Below are 17175 nucleotides of genomic sequence, written 5' to 3'. Positions count from 1 at the left end.
CGGATAAGCGCTTGGCTACCGCCGCTCAAATCCGATAGCGTTCGCGCAAATGAAGCAGCAGGCCCTGGGCGCCTTCCTCAACCAGATCCATGACCCGTTCGAAGCCGGTCGGACCGCCGTAATAGGGATCCGGTACTTCCCGTTCCGGCAAGGCGGGGGCGAAGTCCATGAACAAGCGAATGCGGGACCGTAGTTCCGCATCCTGGCACGCGGCCAGCAGATCCTGGTAATTGGCGCGATCCATCGCCAGCAGGTAATCGAACTCGACAAAATCGGCCGCCACCACCCGTCTGGCGCGGAGGTCGCGCAAATCCACACCCCGGCTCAGCGCGGTGGCTTGACCGCGGCTATCGGGCGGCGCACCGATGTGGTAGGAATGGGTGCCGGCCGAATCGACATAGACCTGTTCAACGAGACCAACCCCTTCCAGCATGCGCCGGAATACCCCCTCCGCCATCGGAGAGCGACAAATATTACCCATGCACACGAACAATACTTTAACCATCGCCTTCGACCTCGCCGCCTCCAAGCGCCGCGGGGAACCGAACACCGCGCGCATCGTTTGCATTACTTTGAATTTGATCATGTTGGCCGCCGACCATGCTTCGGATTGATCCCGAAAAACTGAAAAAATTACTGGGTCAGGTCCTGCTTTACCAAGGCCGTGCCTGTCAGGTCATCGAAATCCTGAGCGAGGAGCCGGCGGTGGTATTGCGCGACCACCAGGATCGCAAGGTCCTGCAAGCCAACCAATACGGTCATGCCAGCGGCTGGGCGCCGCAAACCTTCACCGTTGCCTTATTGGATGCGCGTCGCGACCATCTCAATCCCGATCTACCCGAACTGGCCACCCTCGACCTGCTGATCTGAGCGTTCGAACTCCGCCACCACCCGCGCCAGGTCGGCTTCGGTGTCGATTCCGGGCGGCGGGGCTTCGGTGGCCTCGACGACGTGAATGCGGATGCCATGCCACAGGGCGCGCAATTGCTCCAGCGATTCGGCCCGTTCGGCCGGCGCCGGCGCCAGACGGGGATAGCGGCGCAACACCGCCGCCCGGTAGGCGTAAATCCCGATATGGCGGTAATAAACGACACCATCGTCCGGTAGCTCGGCCAAACCGCCCACGCCGGTCGCAAAGGTCTCGCGGTGCCAGGGAATCGGAGCGCGGCTGAAGTACGACGCATCGTTCCGTGCGTCCCGCACCACCTTGACCACGTTCGGGTCAAACACTTCCTCCAGCCGCTGGATCCGGACGCAGGCCGTGGCGATACCGGCTTCGGGACATGCCTCCAGCGCCGCCGCCACCTGTCGGACCAGCGCGGCCGGCATCTGCGGTTCGTCGCCCTGAAGATTGACGATGATATCGTCATCCGGCCAACCGCGCCGGTTCGCCACTTCCGCCAGCCGGTCGGTGCCGGATGGGTGTTCGGACGCGGTCATGCACACCGTTGCACCGAACCCTTCGGCCGCGACGCGGATACGGGGATCGTCGGTGGCAATCACCACCTCCAGGGCGCCGCTGGCCAAGGCCCGTTGGTAAACATATTGGAGCAAGGGCTGCCCGGCCAGCAACCGTAGCGGCTTGCCCGGCAGACGGGTCGAAGCGTAACGGGCCGGAATGGCCACGCGAAACCGGGGACCGCCCTCACTCACCCGGGCCGACCTCGTCATCCGCCAAACGCCGGGCCTCGGCTTCCAGCATGACCGGAATGCCGTCGCGCACAGGATAGGCCAGACGACTCTCCCGGCAGATCAATTCCTGCCGCGCCTTATCGTAAATCAGCGGTGCCTTGCTGACCGGGCAAAGCAAAATTTCCAGCAGTTTCTTGTCCATCTCGTTCACCTTAGCCTTAAGAAATACGGGGCTGGGAACGCACGCCAACCCCTCGGTCCGTTTTGCCCCGTTCGCGTTGTATGCCCTTGGCTAGGGCAATCGCCGCCAGCCGCTTGAGAAAGTGTTCCTCGAAATCCGGATCGAGCCTGGCATCCACCGGAATATACCAGCACCCCTCGGCCGCGAACGCCCGACATTTGATGGCGTCCTTCTCGGTCATCAGTACCGGCAAATCCTGTCGAAAATGCAGGTCTTCGGGTTTAAAGCAATGATGGTCCGAAAAGGGATGCTCGATCAGTCGCAACCGGGCGTGCCGCAAGTGATCGAAGAACCGCCCCGGATCGCCGATGCCGGCCACCGCGTGAACGGTGCCGTGACGGAACCCGGTCAGCGCGCTGCTGACGCAGGGATCGTTGAGATTCACCGCGGTTTCGCCGCGCAGGGACATCAAATATTCCCCGCCGCGAGCCGCGCCGTTGCCGATTACGAAATCAACCTCGCGCAAGCGGGAGGGCGGTTCCCGCAGTGGTCCGGCGGGCAAGCAGGCCTCGTTGCCCAGCCGACGGGAACCGCAGACCACCGCAATTTCGATATCGCGCCGCAGGCGATAATGCTGCAAGCCATCATCGCTCAGGACCACGTTGCAATCGTAAGTTTCGAGCAGGGTCCGCGCCGCCGTGACTCGATCGGGATCGACCACCACCGGGCACCGGCAGCGCCGGGCCAACATGACCGGTTCGTCGCCCACCTGGCTCGGGTCGCTGTCAGCCGTGACGTGGCGCGGCCATTCGGCGGATTGGCCGCCGTAACCGCGACTGACGATGCCGGGTTTGTAGCCGGTTTCCCGCAGCAGTTCCACCAGGCGGGCCACCAATGGCGTCTTGCCGGTGCCACCGACGCTGATGTTGCCCACCACAACCACCGGCGCGGCGACCGCTTCGCTGTGCAGGAAGCCGTGCTTGTACAACAGTCGCCGCCCGCGCACCGTCGCCCCGAACAACAGGCTGAACGGCCACAACAGCACGGCGACCAGATTCAGGGAGTAACCATGGCGATCCAACCAGTTCATATCAGGGTGTCGGCGTTGGGTTGGCGGCGTTGGGTGGTGGCGCGATAGTGGGCGCGGCGTTCATGGTGGCGATATCCACCTGCCTCAAACCCAGTTGGCCAGCGACTTCCAGCACCGTCACCACCGCCTGGTGCGGGGTTTGGCCATCGGCGCTGATTTTCAATGGCAGCTCCCGCCCGCCAGAGGCTTTCAGCAGCCCTTCCCGCAACATCGCCACATCGGTCGTCGCGTCCAGCAGCCGCCCCTTGATGCCATGGATGGAATAACGGCCCGCCGCATCGATGCTCACTTCCAGCGACGCCAGACTGTCCGGCAACGACTTGCCCGATGATGCCTCCGGCAACCGGATCTCCAGTTCCGACTCGTGCCGCAGGCTGGTGGCGATCATGAAAAAAATCAACAGCACCAACACCACATCGATCATCGGCACCAGGTTGAGTTCAGGATCGTCACGGCGGCGGGGACGCAGGTTCATGACCGCTGCTCCCTTGCCTCTGTCCCGCTATCCAGCAAATCGATCAATTGCAGGGTTTCCTGTTCCATGCGCACCACCAGCTCATCCACCCGGCCCTGGAAATAGCGGTAGAACAACAAACTGGGAATAGCGACGGTCAACCCGGCGGCGGTCGTTACCAGCGCCTCGGCGATCCCCACCGACAGCAGGCTGAAATTACTGTTGCCCTGTACGGAAACCACCTGAAAGATCTTGATCATGCCGGCCACGGTGCCCAGAAGACCCAGCAGAGGACTGATGGCGGCGATGGTACCCAGGGTATTGAGAAACCGCTCCAACTCATGCACCACATGGCGGCCAGTGTCTTCGATCCGTTCCCGCAAAACTTCGCGGGAGCGGCCGCGGTTGGCCAAACCCGCCGCCACGATCCGGCCCAGCGGCGAAGCCAGCGGCAGCGTTTGCATTTCCTGCGGGTCGATCGCTCCGAGGGTCATCCAGTGTTGGAGAATCGCCATCAACCGCCCTGGCAGCACCCGCGCCCGCCGCAACGCCAGCAGGCGCTCGAAGATGATGATCGCCGCCACCAGCGAGCAGACCAGAATCGGCACGATCAGCCAACCGCCGGCCTTGATCAATTCAGGCATGCCATCATCTCCATCCCGCTTTGCATCGTCACTTTGTCCCAATCTCGTAGTAGGCGTTCAATCATACTGGATTTAGCGGATTTATCGCAGGCTCGCCCCAGTCAGGGCGCGGTCCAGTAGCGACGGTGGTCACGTCGGTATCGCTCCGGTGCCAATGGCCGCCCCGGTTCCAACCGGAAGGTAAGTGCCCCTTCGTAAGAAGCGTCGAGTAGCGTGGCGCCAGTCGCTCGATAGCGTGCCAGGGTTTCCGGGCGAGGGTAGCCGAACCGGTTGCGGTAGCCGGTCGAAAACAGGATATAACGCGGCTGTACCGCAGCCAAAAACGCGGACACCGACAGATTGCGCCGGCCCTGATGCGGCGCGACCAGTACCTCGGCGGCCAGTTCGGCACCGTGGGTCGTGGCCAGGGCGGTTTCGGCGCCGGCTTCGATATCCCCCGGCAACAACACGCGACCGATCGATCCGATCACCTGGAGCACGCAGGAAGCTTCGTTGCCAACAAACCCCGTTTCTGGTGGATGCAGCAGCCGAAACCGCACACCATCCCACTCCCAGTCCTGGCCCGCCCGGCAAAGTTCGGCCCCATCGATCGGTGTCTGTTCCAGCGATGAGGTCAGAATGCGCTCGACCGGCATCTGCTCTCGCAACGAACGCACACCGCCGGTATGCTGCTTGTCGGCGTGGCTAACGATCAGCATATCCAGCTTGACCACGCCTTGCTGGCGCAAAAAGGGCGCGATCACGGCTCGACCGGCATCCAGCGTTTCTCCCAAGCGCGGCCCGGTATCGTAAACCAGCACATGATTCCGGGTCCGCACCACCGCCGCCAGCCCTGGCCCCACATCCAATAGGGTGAACCAGACCCCACCCAACAGCGGAATGGCGGCGGGCGGCCACAACAAGGGCAGACACAGCGGCAGGCCCAGCCAGCGACCCGGCAGGCCGCGAGGCCCCAGCAGTAGCGCCACGCCCGGCAGGGCAAACGCCAGCGCCCACAGCGGTGGCTCCGGCCGGTACCACACCAGACCCGGCCACTGATCCAGCCAGCGCAGAATCCGCCAAAGCCCCTCCAGGGTCAGCGCCGCCCCCTCCAGCAACGGCACTTGCACAGCGGGGCCGATCCAGCCCGCCAGCACCGCCAATAAAGTCAAGGGCAGCACCGTGCAACCCACCCAGGGAATGGCAATCAGGTTGGCCAACGGCGAAAGCAGCGGGAATCGCTGGAAAAAAAGCAGCAACAACGGCAACAAAGCCAAGGTGATGCTCAACTGTAAGTGGATCGTCTGGCCGAGCGGCCGGTGCTCACGCCAGCGCCCGCCGACGCTATGGAGAATCGCCACCACCGCGCCGAATGACAGCCAAAACCCTATCAGCAAGGGTGCTTCGGGATCGACGACCAGCACCGCCAGCAGCGCTAGGGCCAGAATGCGGCCGGGCGCGGCGGCCCGCAGGAAGATCAACGCGGCCATCGCCACCGCCAGCATGAGGAAGGAACGCCGCGCCGGCACCGACAGGCCGGACAATAGTGCGTAGCCACCCGCTCCGACCAAGGCGGCCAGCGCCGCCGCCCGTGTGGCTGGCCAACGCAAGGCCAACGCCGGAATTCGGCTCCAGAATCCCCAGACCAGCGCGAATACCATGCCGGCGATCAAGCCGATATGCGAACCGGAAATGGACATCAGGTGGCCAACGCCGGTGCGGTTGAATACCTCCCATTGCCAGGGTGTGATGCCGCCTCGCTCGCCCACCGCCAGCGCGGTCAATATCCCGGTTTGCGGGTTACCGGGCAGCAGGCGCTCGAAGGCTTCGGCCACCCGCTGGCGGTACCGATCCAACGGATAGCGTTCGGCCTCGGCCAGCAGATGGGGAAGCGGATGGGAACGGATGGCGCCAGTTGCGACGATGCCTCTGGCGTACAGCCAGCGTTCATAGTCGAAACCGCCAGGATTGAGCAGGCCATGCGGCCTCTTTAGCCGTACCGCAAAGCCCCAACGGTCGCCAACCCGCAAGGAAGGAACTGCTTTCGCCTTATTTTTGATGCCAGTGGAGTCGCTCCACCACGATAACCGCACACGTTGGCCAATGAGGACAGCGGACGCCTTTCCTTGCGTCAGCACCTGATCGATCACGAATTCAAATCGGGTGCTGCGTCTCTCACGATCGGGGATGGCGGCGATCCAGCCCTCCACCCACATATCGACGCCTTCCAGTTCCGCCGGTAACAGGGCAGGCGGCGGCGCCAACCACAGCGCCCACAGAAATCCGGCCGCACCCCAAGCCGGCAACCGCCAGCGAGGCGCGAACACCAGCACCGCCAACACACCGGGCAACCCCAAGATCCAGACGCGACCCGGTAGTTCCGGCAACGCCTGCAAGACCAGAATCCCCAGCAAAAAAGCGACGGCTCCCAAGCGCATGGGCGATCACCGCCGTCTCAGCATTCTCGCGCCAACACTCCATCCGCCAATCGCCACACTGCATCCATGCGAGTTGCCAACACCGGATCGTGGGTGACCACCACGAAACTGGTGCCAAGATCGCGATTCAGTTCGAGCATCAGTTCGAATACCTGTTCGGCGCTATGCCGATCAAGGTTACCGGTCGGTTCGTCGGCCAGCACGCAGGCCGGTTCGGTGATCAAGGCTCGCGCCACCGCCGCCCGCTGGCGCTCGCCACCCGACAGTTCGCCCGGCTTGTGCTGCAATCGCTGAGCCAGCCCGACCCGTTCCAGCAGCCTCACCGCCCGCCCGGCCGCCTCAGCCGGCGTCTCGCCGCGGATCAGCAACGGCATCGCCACATTCTCCAGGGCCGTAAACTCCGACAGTAGATGGTGGAATTGATAGACGAATCCCAACCAACGATTGCGCAATCGCCCCCGATTGGCATCGCCCAGCCGGCTCAGCTCCCGCCCCGCCACCCATACCGAACCCGCGGTCGGCGTATCCAGACCACCCAGCAGGTGCAACAAGGTGCTCTTACCCGATCCGGAACTGCCGACAATGGCCAACCGTTCGCCGCGCCGAATCTGAAAATCGACCTCCCGCAGCACCTCCAGCCGCTCGCTGCCCTGCCGGAACGCCTTGGCCAACTGGCGGCATTCCAACACCATCGTTCCATCGTCCGCCGCGCCCATCGCCTCGGCCTTATTCATAACGCAGGGCCTCCGCCGGCTGGGTCCGCGCCGCGCGCCAGGCGGGATACAGCGTCGCCAGCGTGGCCAGTCCGAATGCCAACAGACCGATGGTCGTGACATCGCCCCATTGGACCTGCGAGGGTAAGTCGCTGATCAGATACACGTCCGGGGCCAGGAATTTGACACCGAATAACCGCTCGATAAATGGCACCACTACATCGACATGGGTCGCCAGCGCCACTCCACCGGCCAAACCCAGCAGGGTACCGACCAGACCAATGGTAATGCCTTGCACGATGAAGATGCCCATGATGCTGAGCGGCGTTGCGCCCAGTGTACGCAAGATGGCGATATCGGCCTGTTTGTCGGTCACCACCATCACCAGGGCGGACACGATATTGAAGGCCGCTACCGCCACGATCAAGGTCAGGATCACGAACATCGCGGTTTTTTCGATCTGCACCGCCCGGAAAAAACTGGCGTGATCCTGGGTCCAGTCGCGAGCCAGATAACCGTCCGGCAAGCGATCAGCGAGCTGGCGGGCCAACCGCGGCGCCTGGAACAGATCGCGCAACTTCAAGCGCAAGCCGTTGACCGCTCCATCCGGATACTGGAATAGCTTGCCGGCATCCGCGACATGCACCAACGCCAAACCACGGTCGTACTCATACATACCGGCCTTGAAGATCCCAACTACATCGAAACGCTTGAGCCGGGGTAACACTCCGGCTGGAGTCACGGTGGCTTGCGGGGTAATGACCGTCACCTTGTCACCCACCATCAGCCCCAGGGCATTGGCCAGTTCCTTACCGAGAATGATGCCGAAACCGCCGGGGCGCAGATCGTCCAGAGAACCTTGCACCATCTTGCCGCCGATATCGGAAACCTGTCGCTCTTCATCCGGCAAAATCCCCTGGATCAGCGCACCGCTAACCAGCGAAGCATTATTCAGCATCGCCTCACCGCGGATAAACGGGGCTCCACCCTGGACCTCGGGATTTTGCAGCACCTGCTCTCGCACCGCCCGCCAATTTTCCAGCGGCCCGCTCCAGCGACTGATCGTGGCATGGGCGGTCATGGCCAGAATGCGTCCGCGTAGCTCCTGCTGAAACCCATTCATCACCGACAACACGGTGATCAGAGCGGTAATCCCCAAGGCAATGCCTAGCATCGAAGTCAGGGAAATGAAGGAAATGAAGTGATTACGACGCTTGGCGCGGGTGTAGCGCAAGCCAATGAATAATTCCAGGGGACGAAACATGAACACGATCCCGATCATGAGTTACGGCGGCTGCCGGGAAACGCGTCATTATAGGACGTTGGCCGCCCAAGGGGCGGCCAATATTGACTTCTCGATAAATTTAAGACCGCGCGATGATTACTGCTTGGCTGGCTCAACCGGCGTCGCTGGCATGGCGGCCTTTGGCACTTCGGGCATCTTCGGCGTCGCTGGCATGGCGGCCTTTGGCACTTCGGGCATCTTCGGCGTCGCTGGCATGGCGGCCTTTGGCACTTCGGGCATCTTCGGCGTCGCTGGCATGGCGGCCTCGCCGACCATCAACATATCCTTATTGGCGGTCACTGTCTTTGCACCAACACCAGACACCTTACTCAAATCCTCCACGGACTTGAAAGGGCCGTTGGCCTCCCGATACTTCACAATTTCGGCGGCTTTCTTCGGGCCGATCCCCTTCAATCCCTCCAGCTGCCCGGCGGTTGCCGTATTGATATCGATCGCTTGCGCGAACGCCACCGCGGAACAGAAAGCCAGCAACAAACCAAAGATCACATTTGTCAATCTCATCAGCATCCTCCCAAAATATGAAATTGGAAATAGTGTTCTGCTAGTGCGCCTACACCAGCACCTTATAAACATAGACAATAAAAATACGAATGCAACTTGTATGGAGCTTATTGCGGCAAAAAGGCTGGAAATGATGCAAGACGCGTTTTCAACTGACAGAGATTCGACAGTTTGTACCGCCACAATAAGATCTGCTAGGCACTGGTTTTCATCACCAAGTCGGGTATCGGCTTGATCGTGCTCCACTGCAGGCAACTGGGGCAACACCAGTGCAGGGATTTGACGACGAAACCGCAGTTATTGCAGCGGTAACGGGCGGCATTGTTAAGCATCTGAGTGCTAATACAGTGCAAGGCTTTCAAGTCAGCGTATTCCGTGCCCTCGCCCCGCCCCAACTTAATCTCGACTAATCGGCGCAGTCCGAGCAGGGTCGGATACTCCCGTAGTTCTCGTTCGAGAAACCGCAGCGCCGCCGCCTCGCCTTCCTGTCGCAGCAACCATTCGGCCAACGCATCCGTGATCCGGCCGCCGTGGTCCCGTTGCTGGACATCGCGCAGGTAGCTCACCCATTGATCGAGATGGCCCAACGTACCGTAGCACTGACCAAGAGGCGCGATCACTTCCGGAAAATAGCCGCGATCCTGCCGTTCGACCGCCTGAAAAGCCAGGATCGCGGCCTGATGGTCGCCCGCGCACATCGCCAAATTACCCAGCAGCAGGTTGGCCCGAGTGCAATCCGGATCGCGCGCCAGCGCGTCGAGCAGCCACTTTTTTACTTCGGCAAGCTCGTTGCGCGAATTCGCTTCCTCGGCCAATTCACAGCAGAAATGCGCGGTCTGCCGTCGCCTGGATTCACCGCCGATCCGCTCCAAGCGATCACAATAGGTGATCGCCTGGCGCCAGTCTTTTTCCTGCTGCAAGATGTGGATCAAGCGGGACAGCGCTACCTCCATGTGATCGGGCTGGTCCACCAACTCCTGAAACAAGGCCTCGGCCCGGTCGAACAAGCCAGCGCGCAAATAATCTTCGCCCAGCTCCAACATGGCCCGGCGGCGCTGGTCGTCGGTCAGGTTGGTTCGCGCGATCAGGCTGCCGTGGATATGGATCGCCCGATCCACTTCACCACGACGGCGGAACAGGTTCCCCAAAGCCAGGTGCGTTTCGGCGGTATCCTGATCCACATCGGCCATGCGGGTAAAAACCTCGATGGCTTGATCCGGCTTGTCGTCGATCAGATAATTCAAGCCCTTGAAATACTCGGCGCTGCGCACGGCCACATCGCTCCGCCGCGCGCGGTCGTGCCGGGCCACCCACCAGCCGGAGGCAGCGGCAACAGGCAATAGCAGCCACAGTAATTCCATCATGGCCCAGCGGAGCAGCGCCGGTCGCTCAACGCATTTCCCGACCTGCTTTCCTGACCAGCAAGTTGATTTCCTGCTCCTTGCCGGATACGGCCTGACGCAACCGGGCCACCTGCCAGCGCAGTGGCAACACGATGAAAGTTCCAATCAGCGCGGTCACCAATACGCCGGCGGCGAAAGCACACACCACCACCAGCGCCAGCGATACTTTTGTCTCGCCCTCGCCTAACAGGTATTTGACGGTCACTTCATCGGCGTTGAGCGTGGAAAATTCCACCCCCAACAGCAACACGACCAGCAAAATGGCAGCAATCAGAATAAATTTGATCCAGAACATCAGCTTCCCCCACCGCCGGAGCGGCTTGAAATCGATAGAACGAAAAAGCCTATTGATTTTCGAGCATTTTTCCAGACTCTCAACAAAAAACCCACTCTATACCGTGGGTTTTTGAACGGCCAATGACAGCCGACCATCTGCCGGACCGATGGAGATATTACAAAAACCCATCGCCACCGTCATGATAAGCGTGGTAGTCGTTGACTCGTTCGCGCAACTCCTTACCCGGTTTGAAGTGTGGCACATATTTACCGGTCAGCGTCACGGCATCGCCGGTTTTAGGGTTGCGGCCGATCCGCGGGGGGCGAAAATGCAGCGAAAAACTCCCAAAGCCACGAATTTCGATCCGCTCGCCACCCGCCAGCGATTCGCTCATCTGCTCCAACATGGTCTTGACCGCCTGTTCCACATCCTTATAGGGAACATCGCCGCGTTTACGCGCGAGAATTTCGATTAACTCCGATTTCGTCATGAAGTCCCCCATCGAAAAAATACCTACGCCCTCCCTCCCTTGCGGGAGAGAGGAGATTGTTACAGGCCTTATTCGTCTTGCGCGCCCATCTGCTCCTTGAAAATATCTCCCAAGGTCGCGCCGGTACTGGATTTTCGGCTGTAATCCTGCAGAACCTCCGCTTCATCGGCCATATCCTTGGCCTTGATCGACAAGGTAATGGTACGGTTCTTGCGATCGACACCGATGAATTTCGCCTCGATTTCCTCGCCTTCCTTCAACAGCGAGCGAGCATCATCAACCCGCTCACGCGACAGTTCGGAAGCGCGCAGCGTCCCCTCGACACCATGCCCCAAATCGACCATGGCTCCCTTGGAATCCACCGAGACGACATGGCCCATGATCACGCTGCCCTTGGGATGATCGGCGACAAAATTGGAGAAAGGATCCTTGTCGAGTTGCTTGATACCCAGCGAGATGCGCTCGCGCTCGGGATCGACCGCCAGCACCACCGCCTCGACTTCCTGGCTCTTCTTGTAGTGACGCACCGCTTCCTCACCGGGCATGTTCCAGGAAATATCGGACAGATGAACCAAACCGTCGATGCCGCCATCCAGACCGATAAAGATGCCAAAATCGGTAATCGACTTGATCTTGCCGGAGACGTGGTCACCTTTGGCGTGGCCTTGGTCGAACTCTTCCCAGGGATTCTGCTGGCACTGTTTCATGCCCAGCGAAATGCGGCGGCGGTCTTCGTCGATGTCGAGCACCATCACCTCAACTTCATCGCCCAGCGCCACCACCTTGTTCGGGTTCACATTCTTGTTGGTCCAGTCCATCTCGGAAACGTGAACCAAACCTTCGACGCCTTCTTCGATCTCCACGAAGCAACCATAGTCGGCGATGTTGGTCACCTTGCCGAACACTCGTGTCCCAACTGGATAACGGCGGGCCAACGCGATCCAGGGATCGTCGCCCAACTGCTTGAGGCCCAGCGAAACGCGGTTGCGCTCGCGGTCGAACTTGAGCACCTTGACCTGGATGTGATCGCCGACGGCAACTACCTCGGAAGGATGTTTGACCCGTCGCCAGGCCATGTCGGTGATGTGCAACAGGCCATCGATACCGCCGAGGTCGAGGAAGGCGCCATAGTCGGTGAGATTTTTGACCACGCCTTCGACAATCTGGCCTTCCTGTAGATTTTGCAGCAGAGCCTCGCGTTCGGCGCTGTATTCCTGTTCCACCACCGCTCGGCGCGAAACCACCACGTTGTTGCGGCGACGGTCCAGCTTGATAACCTTGAACTCCTGTTCCTTACCCTCCAGATAGGCAGCGTCCCGCACCGGCCGCACATCCACCAGCGAACCGGGTAGAAAGGCGCGGATCTCACCGATATCCACAGTGAAGCCGCCCTTGACCTTGCCGCTGATCAGGCCCTTGATGATTTCCTCGCCTTCGAATGCCTTTTCCAGGGCACTCCAGACACGGGCGCGCTTAGCCTTTTCGCGGGAGAGCCGAGTTTCTCCGAAGCCGTCCTCAAGCGCGTCCAAGGCGACCTCAACCTCGTCTCCGACCTTGATTTCAAGCACGCCCTCCTCGTTGTAAAACTGTTCGAGCGGAATCAGTCCTTCCGATTTCAGGCCGGCGTTAACCACCACGGTATCCGCCCGGATTTCCACCACCAATCCCTGGACAATGGCGCCGGGCTGCATCTGCTTATCGACCAGGCTCTGTTCAAACAGTTCGGCAAAACTTTCGGTCATGGGTTATAGCTCAAAAACCGGCGGCACGGGCCGCCACGGGTTGGTTTGCATGAGGTTCGGCAACGACGGGGCGCCCGAACCGGCTTCGAGTGACTGCGTTTCCGCTATCGCGGAAACCTTCAGGGCTTGCGCCCAGAGCGCCCAGTCGCGGCGCTCGGCTCATTCGGTAACGTCAAAGTATAGTTAGTAACGTCAAAGCGTAGCCAAGGGCGCCGCCAACGTAAAGGCTGAAACTCTAGGGGATTACCGTTACCGCCAGCCGTTGAACCGCAAGCGCCAGCGCCCACTCGCAAACCTCGGTCACGCCTAGTTGGGTAGTATCCAGCATTTCCACATCGGCGGCAGGCCTGAGCGGCGCCACCGCACGGCAGGCGTCGCGAGCATCTCGTTCGGCAATCTCTTCGATAAGACTGTTAAGGTTAGCATCCATGCCTTTTTCAATCAACTGCTTATACCGTCGACGGGCACGCTCTTCGGCGCTGGCGTTCAGGAACAGTTTAAGTTCGGCGTGCGGAAACACCACCGTGCCCATATCCCGGCCGTCGGCGATCAGACCGGGGGGGCGGCGGAAATTCCGTTGCCGTTGCAACAGCGCGGCGCGCACCGCCGGCAGCGCCGCTACCCGAGACGCGGCATTACCGGCGGCTTCGCCGCGCAGGATGTCGCCCACTTCCGCACCGTCCAGCAATACCCGTGAAGTGCCCGCAACGTCGGCCACGAAAACCGCATCCAGCGCAATAGCCACCGCCGCCACCTGGGCTTCGTCCTCCAACGGCAAGCCCCGGCGCTGTGCCGCCAGCGCGGTCAGGCGGTACAGCGCGCCGCTGTCGAGCAGATGCCAGCCCAACCGCGCCGCCAGCCATTGGCAGAGCGTGCCCTTGCCAACCCCGCTCGGTCCATCAATGGCGATCACCGGCACTTCGCCACTCATACGCCCCCCCGCTCGGCCAGATTCAAGCCGGCGATGCGCGCCAAAGCCATAAAATCAGGAAAGGAGGTGTTGACATTGGCGCAATCGCGGATCGAAACCGGATCGCGGGATCGCAGCGCGGCCATGGCGAAACTCATGGCGATACGGTGATCGCCGTGGCTGTCGACCGTGCCTCCAGACGGCGCGCCGCCCCGGATGACGATACCGTCCGTGGTCGGCCCAGCAGCGATGCCCAGTGCCGTCAAACCGTCGGCCATCACCTGGATACGGTCGCTTTCCTTGACTCGCAACTCCTCGGCGCCGGTCAGCACGGTGATGCCCTCGGCGCAGGCGGCGGCGATAAACAACGCCGGAAATTCGTCGATGGCCAACGGCACCAGGTACTCGGGAATTTGAACGCCATGCAGCGGCGCGTGGCGCACTCGCAGATCGGCCACTGGCTCGCCGCCGGCCAGCCGCGGGTTCAACACCTCAATATCAGCCCCCATCAAGCGCAGGATGTCGAGCACCCCGGTGCGGGTCGGGTTGACGCCCACATGCTTCAGCAGTAGATCGGAACCTGGCGCGATGCTGGCGCCGACCAGGAAGAAGGCCGCCGAGGAGATGTCGGCTGGCACATCGATTTCGGTTCCCGCAAGCTTCCCGCCACCGGTAATCGCGATGGTGTGGTCGCCCTCGCGCACCAGCGGATAACCAAACCCTTCCAGCATGCGTTCGGTATGGTCGCGGGTCGGCGCTGGCTCGGTGATCCGGGTGACGCCCGCGGCGTAGAGCCCGGCCAGCAGCAGGCAGGACTTGATCTGAGCGCTAGCTACCGGCAGTGGGTAGTCGATACCGATCAAGTGCCGGCCGCCGTGAATCCGCAGCGGCGCGGCGCCGGTTTCGCTCGTCTCGATCCAGGCGCCCATCCGCGTCAGGGGTTCGGTCACCCGCCGCATGGGCCGGCGGTTGAGCGAAGCATCGCCAGCCAGCGCTGTATCGAAAGCCTGTCCGGCCAGAATGCCGCTCATCAAGCGCATTGAGGTACCGGAATTGCCCATGTCCAGCGGCTCGGTCGGCGCGTGCAGCCCGTGCCGGCCAACGCCATGCACGGTCACACGACCCTGATCCGGGCCGTCGATGCGCACGCCCATGGCGCGGAACGCCCGCAGCGTCGCCAGACAGTCCTCGCCTTCCAGAAAGCCGGTCACGGCGGTTGTCCCTTCGGCCAGCGCGCCGAGCATGATGGCACGGTGGGAAATCGATTTATCGCCGGGCACCCGTAAACGCCCGCGTAGAGCGCCACCAGGTTCGATGGTGAAGGTCAAGTCGGTCATGGGGAAGATCAGTCGAGATAGAGATTATCGCGAGCGCGTTTGGCTCGCTGGAACAGGGCGAGAACAGCGGCGCGATCGTCGGCGCGGATCGCCTCGGCCAACCGCGTCAGATCGGCGCTGAACAGGGCGATCATCTCCAGCAACTGCTCACGATTGGCCGCACAGATATCGTGCCACATTTTCGGGTCGCTGGATGCAATGCGGCTGAAGTCGCGGAAACCGCCAGCGGCGTAGCGGAAAATCTCCGCCCGGTCGTCGAGCCGCGCCAGGGTATCGACCAGAGTGTAGGCCAGCATGTGCGGCAAGTGGCTGGTGGCGGCCAACACCGCGTCGTGATGGCGCACGCCCATGTCCACCACTTCGGCGCCGGTCAGCTCCCACATCCGCTTGATCAGACCGTGCGAAGCGGCGGCGGTTTCCGCCAATGGAGTCAGGATCACCCGCCGGCCTTGAAACAGGGTGGCGAACGAAGCCTCCACTCCGCTCTGTTCGGTGCCGGCGATGGGATGGCCGGGTACGAAATGCGGTGGAATATGGCCGTAAATCCGCTCGACGTCCGCCACCACGCTGCCCTTGGCACTGCCGACATCGGTCACCACCGCGGCGGAGGTCAAATGTGGAACGATGGCGCGCAATACCGGCTCCATGGCCCCCAGCGGCACGGCGACGACCACCACATCGGCGCCGGCCACCGCGCGAGTCGGATCGGTATCATAGCGGTCTATCACGCCCAACCGCACGGCGGCGCGCAGATTATCCTCGCCGCGCCCGGAACCGATCACCTCACCCACTTCGCCCGCCTGCCTGAGCGCGCGGGCCAGCGAGCCTCCGATCAGGCCGACACCGATCACGCACAAGCGCTGGATCAATGGTTGCTCCGCCGCCATATCAACCTCGCAATATGTCGTGCATGGCCTCGATCCAGCGGGCGTTTTCCGCTTCGGTACCGATGCTGATCCGCAGATAGCGCGGCAAGCCGTAGTTGTCCACCGGACGGGCGATGACGCCGCGCTTCAGCAATGCCACGAATACCTCCCGGCCCGGCCGGCCCATGTTCACGCACAGAAAATTGCCGGCCGATGGCAACCACGTCAGGTCCCATTGGCGGCAAGCGTCCCGCAACTGTCTCATGCCGGCGCGGTTGGTCGCCCGACTGTGCTCCAAGTGCTCGACATCATCCAGCGCCGCCGCCGCCGCGACCAGCGCCAGGCTGTTGACGTTGAACGGCTGGCGCACCCGGTTTAACAGATCGGCCACCTGAGGATGGGAGACCGCATACCCGACCCGCAGCCCGGCCAAACCGTAAGCCTTGGAAAAGGTCCGGGTGACGATGAGATTGGGGAAACGGTCGAGCCAGCGCAGGGCGCTGGGACAGTCCGCCTCGGTCTCGACGTATTCGCTATACGCCTCGTCCACCACCACGATGACCCGCGTGGGCACGGCTTCCAGCAAAGCTTCCAGTTCCGCCGTTTTCAGCCAGGTGCCGGTGGGATTGTTGGGATTGGCGATGAACATCACCCGGGTACGGTCGTCGATCGATGCCAACAGGGCCGCCGGATCGTGGCCATGGGGTATGGCATGGTCGGGTGGATTGGCCTTGGCGATACGAGCGGTCGCGCCGATGGCTTGGGTGACAATGGGATAGACGGCGAAAGCATGTTCGGAAAATATCGCGGCGTGCTCCGGCGTCAGAAAGGCTCGCGCCACCAGTTCCAGCACGTCGTTGGAACCGTTGCCGAGCGTCAGCATCGAGGTGGAGATACCGAGCTTGGCGGACAGCGCCGATTTAAGCTCGAAACCGTTGCCGTCGGGGTAGCGGGCCAGCCCACCCAGCGCTTCCCGCACGGCGGTCATGGCCCTGGGGCTGGGACCGAGCGGATTCTCGTTGGAGGCCAGCTTGACGATGTCGCTTAGACCGTATTCCCGGCGCAATTCGCTCTCCGGCTTGCCGGGCTGGTAGGGTTGCAGGGTGCGCACGCCGGGGGCGGCGAGGGAGAGGAAATCGCAGGACATGGAAAATGAGTTCCTTTGAATTTGAAGATCGCTTCTCATATCAAGGCAATGGGACACCACCGCGT

General features: G+C 61.8%; 19 protein-coding genes. 1 reads left to right on the top strand and 18 read right to left on the bottom strand.

Annotation, left to right across the window (positions count from 1 at the left end; genetic code table 11):
• Window positions 1–25: 25 nt before the first annotated feature.
• Complete coding sequence (locus IPM89_04330) at window positions 26–505, bottom strand: low molecular weight phosphotyrosine protein phosphatase (protein QQS55058.1); 480 nt, start codon at window positions 503–505, stop codon at window positions 26–28.
• 95 nt (window positions 506–600) lie between these two features.
• On the opposite strand from IPM89_04330, the gene IPM89_04325 reads away from it, so the two are divergent.
• The gene (locus IPM89_04325; GenBank protein ID QQS55057.1) at window positions 601–870 is read left to right on the top strand and encodes a hypothetical protein; all 270 of its coding nucleotides are present in this window, start codon (window positions 601–603) and stop codon (window positions 868–870) included.
• Here the strand turns inward: IPM89_04325 and kdsB are convergent.
• The 17 genes from kdsB to IPM89_04240 form a co-directional block, all read right to left on the bottom strand.
• Entirely contained in the window at window positions 835–1671 is an 837-nt protein-coding gene (gene kdsB / locus IPM89_04320) for a 3-deoxy-manno-octulosonate cytidylyltransferase (protein ID QQS55056.1), read from the bottom strand. The two genes, IPM89_04325 and kdsB, sit on opposite strands and share 36 nt — an antisense overlap.
• Window positions 1646–1834 (bottom strand): Trm112 family protein, encoded by a 189-nt coding sequence (locus IPM89_04315; GenBank protein ID QQS55055.1) that lies wholly within the window; start codon window positions 1832–1834, stop codon window positions 1646–1648. Before IPM89_04315 ends, kdsB begins: the two co-directional genes overlap by 26 nt.
• Before the next feature lie 16 nt (window positions 1835–1850).
• Window positions 1851–2903 (bottom strand): tetraacyldisaccharide 4'-kinase, encoded by a 1053-nt coding sequence (locus IPM89_04310; protein QQS55054.1) that lies wholly within the window; start codon window positions 2901–2903, stop codon window positions 1851–1853.
• Window position 2904: 1 nt separating this feature from the next.
• Complete coding sequence (locus IPM89_04305; protein QQS55053.1) at window positions 2905–3378, bottom strand: biopolymer transporter ExbD; 474 nt, start codon at window positions 3376–3378, stop codon at window positions 2905–2907.
• Complete coding sequence (locus IPM89_04300; protein ID QQS55052.1) at window positions 3375–4001, bottom strand: MotA/TolQ/ExbB proton channel family protein; 627 nt, start codon at window positions 3999–4001, stop codon at window positions 3375–3377. Before IPM89_04300 ends, IPM89_04305 begins: the two co-directional genes overlap by 4 nt.
• A 101-nt stretch (window positions 4002–4102) precedes the next feature.
• Entirely contained in the window at window positions 4103–6418 is a 2316-nt protein-coding gene (locus IPM89_04295; GenBank protein ID QQS55051.1) for a DNA internalization-related competence protein ComEC/Rec2, read from the bottom strand.
• Between the two features lie 17 nt (window positions 6419–6435).
• A complete protein-coding gene (gene lolD, locus IPM89_04290) occupies window positions 6436–7152 on the bottom strand; it encodes a lipoprotein-releasing ABC transporter ATP-binding protein LolD (GenBank protein QQS55050.1) in 717 nt (238 codons plus the stop codon).
• Window positions 7145–8395 (bottom strand): lipoprotein-releasing ABC transporter permease subunit, encoded by a 1251-nt coding sequence (locus IPM89_04285; GenBank protein QQS55049.1) that lies wholly within the window; start codon window positions 8393–8395, stop codon window positions 7145–7147. Before IPM89_04285 ends, lolD begins: the two co-directional genes overlap by 8 nt.
• A 117-nt stretch (window positions 8396–8512) precedes the next feature.
• Window positions 8513–8938: a helix-hairpin-helix domain-containing protein gene (locus IPM89_04280; protein ID QQS55048.1), complete on the bottom strand. Its 426-nt coding sequence runs from the start codon at window positions 8936–8938 to the stop codon at window positions 8513–8515.
• Between the two features lie 194 nt (window positions 8939–9132).
• Window positions 9133–10302 (bottom strand): lipopolysaccharide assembly protein LapB, encoded by a 1170-nt coding sequence (lapB, locus tag IPM89_04275; GenBank protein QQS55047.1) that lies wholly within the window; start codon window positions 10300–10302, stop codon window positions 9133–9135.
• A gap of 25 nt (window positions 10303–10327) precedes the next feature.
• Window positions 10328–10636 (bottom strand): LapA family protein, encoded by a 309-nt coding sequence (locus tag IPM89_04270; protein QQS55046.1) that lies wholly within the window; start codon window positions 10634–10636, stop codon window positions 10328–10330.
• Window positions 10637–10793: 157 nt separating this feature from the next.
• A complete protein-coding gene (locus IPM89_04265; GenBank protein ID QQS55045.1) occupies window positions 10794–11108 on the bottom strand; it encodes an integration host factor subunit beta in 315 nt (104 codons plus the stop codon).
• A gap of 68 nt (window positions 11109–11176) precedes the next feature.
• Complete coding sequence (gene rpsA / locus IPM89_04260) at window positions 11177–12850, bottom strand: 30S ribosomal protein S1 (GenBank protein QQS55044.1); 1674 nt, start codon at window positions 12848–12850, stop codon at window positions 11177–11179.
• A gap of 235 nt (window positions 12851–13085) precedes the next feature.
• Window positions 13086–13781 carry a (d)CMP kinase gene (locus IPM89_04255; GenBank protein ID QQS55043.1) on the bottom strand — a complete coding sequence of 232 codons (696 nt, stop codon included), beginning with the start codon at window positions 13779–13781 and terminating at the stop codon, window positions 13086–13088.
• Window positions 13778–15097, bottom strand: a complete 1320-nt coding sequence (gene aroA / locus IPM89_04250; protein ID QQS55042.1) for a 3-phosphoshikimate 1-carboxyvinyltransferase — start codon at window positions 15095–15097, stop codon at window positions 13778–13780. Before aroA ends, IPM89_04255 begins: the two co-directional genes overlap by 4 nt.
• An 8-nt stretch (window positions 15098–15105) precedes the next feature.
• A complete protein-coding gene (locus IPM89_04245) occupies window positions 15106–15966 on the bottom strand; it encodes a prephenate dehydrogenase/arogenate dehydrogenase family protein (protein QQS55784.1) in 861 nt (286 codons plus the stop codon).
• Window positions 15967–15985: 19 nt separating this feature from the next.
• Entirely contained in the window at window positions 15986–17110 is a 1125-nt protein-coding gene (locus tag IPM89_04240; GenBank protein ID QQS55041.1) for a histidinol-phosphate transaminase, read from the bottom strand.
• Between the last annotated feature and the right edge of the window lie 65 nt (window positions 17111–17175).

Source organism: Candidatus Competibacteraceae bacterium (genome assembly GCA_016699715.1).
Taxonomy (GTDB): Bacteria; Pseudomonadota; Gammaproteobacteria; order Competibacterales; family Competibacteraceae; genus Competibacter.
This window is presented reverse-complemented; position numbering and strand designations above follow the sequence as displayed.

What these genes read in the sequence shown, in the direction of transcription:
- IPM89_04330 (QQS55058.1), bottom strand. Translation starts at nt 505, where the DNA reads ATGGTTAAAGTATTGTTCGTGTGCATGGGTAATATTTGTCGCTCTCCG.
- IPM89_04325 (QQS55057.1), top strand. Translation starts at nt 601, where the DNA reads ATGCTTCGGATTGATCCCGAAAAACTGAAAAAATTACTGGGTCAGGTC.
- kdsB (QQS55056.1), bottom strand. Translation starts at nt 1,671, where the DNA reads ATGACGAGGTCGGCCCGGGTGAGTGAGGGCGGTCCCCGGTTTCGCGTG.
- IPM89_04315 (QQS55055.1), bottom strand. Translation starts at nt 1,834, where the DNA reads ATGGACAAGAAACTGCTGGAAATTTTGCTTTGCCCGGTCAGCAAGGCA.
- IPM89_04310 (QQS55054.1), bottom strand. Translation starts at nt 2,903, where the DNA reads ATGAACTGGTTGGATCGCCATGGTTACTCCCTGAATCTGGTCGCCGTG.
- IPM89_04305 (QQS55053.1), bottom strand. Translation starts at nt 3,378, where the DNA reads ATGAACCTGCGTCCCCGCCGCCGTGACGATCCTGAACTCAACCTGGTG.
- IPM89_04300 (QQS55052.1), bottom strand. Translation starts at nt 4,001, where the DNA reads ATGCCTGAATTGATCAAGGCCGGCGGTTGGCTGATCGTGCCGATTCTG.
- IPM89_04295 (QQS55051.1), bottom strand. Translation starts at nt 6,418, where the DNA reads ATGCGCTTGGGAGCCGTCGCTTTTTTGCTGGGGATTCTGGTCTTGCAG.
- lolD (QQS55050.1), bottom strand. Translation starts at nt 7,152, where the DNA reads ATGAATAAGGCCGAGGCGATGGGCGCGGCGGACGATGGAACGATGGTG.
- IPM89_04285 (QQS55049.1), bottom strand. Translation starts at nt 8,395, where the DNA reads ATGTTTCGTCCCCTGGAATTATTCATTGGCTTGCGCTACACCCGCGCC.
- IPM89_04280 (QQS55048.1), bottom strand. Translation starts at nt 8,938, where the DNA reads ATGAGATTGACAAATGTGATCTTTGGTTTGTTGCTGGCTTTCTGTTCC.
- lapB (QQS55047.1), bottom strand. Translation starts at nt 10,302, where the DNA reads ATGATGGAATTACTGTGGCTGCTATTGCCTGTTGCCGCTGCCTCCGGC.
- IPM89_04270 (QQS55046.1), bottom strand. Translation starts at nt 10,636, where the DNA reads ATGTTCTGGATCAAATTTATTCTGATTGCTGCCATTTTGCTGGTCGTG.
- IPM89_04265 (QQS55045.1), bottom strand. Translation starts at nt 11,108, where the DNA reads ATGACGAAATCGGAGTTAATCGAAATTCTCGCGCGTAAACGCGGCGAT.
- rpsA (QQS55044.1), bottom strand. Translation starts at nt 12,850, where the DNA reads ATGACCGAAAGTTTTGCCGAACTGTTTGAACAGAGCCTGGTCGATAAG.
- IPM89_04255 (QQS55043.1), bottom strand. Translation starts at nt 13,781, where the DNA reads ATGAGTGGCGAAGTGCCGGTGATCGCCATTGATGGACCGAGCGGGGTT.
- aroA (QQS55042.1), bottom strand. Translation starts at nt 15,097, where the DNA reads ATGACCGACTTGACCTTCACCATCGAACCTGGTGGCGCTCTACGCGGG.
- IPM89_04240 (QQS55041.1), bottom strand. Translation starts at nt 17,110, where the DNA reads ATGTCCTGCGATTTCCTCTCCCTCGCCGCCCCCGGCGTGCGCACCCTG.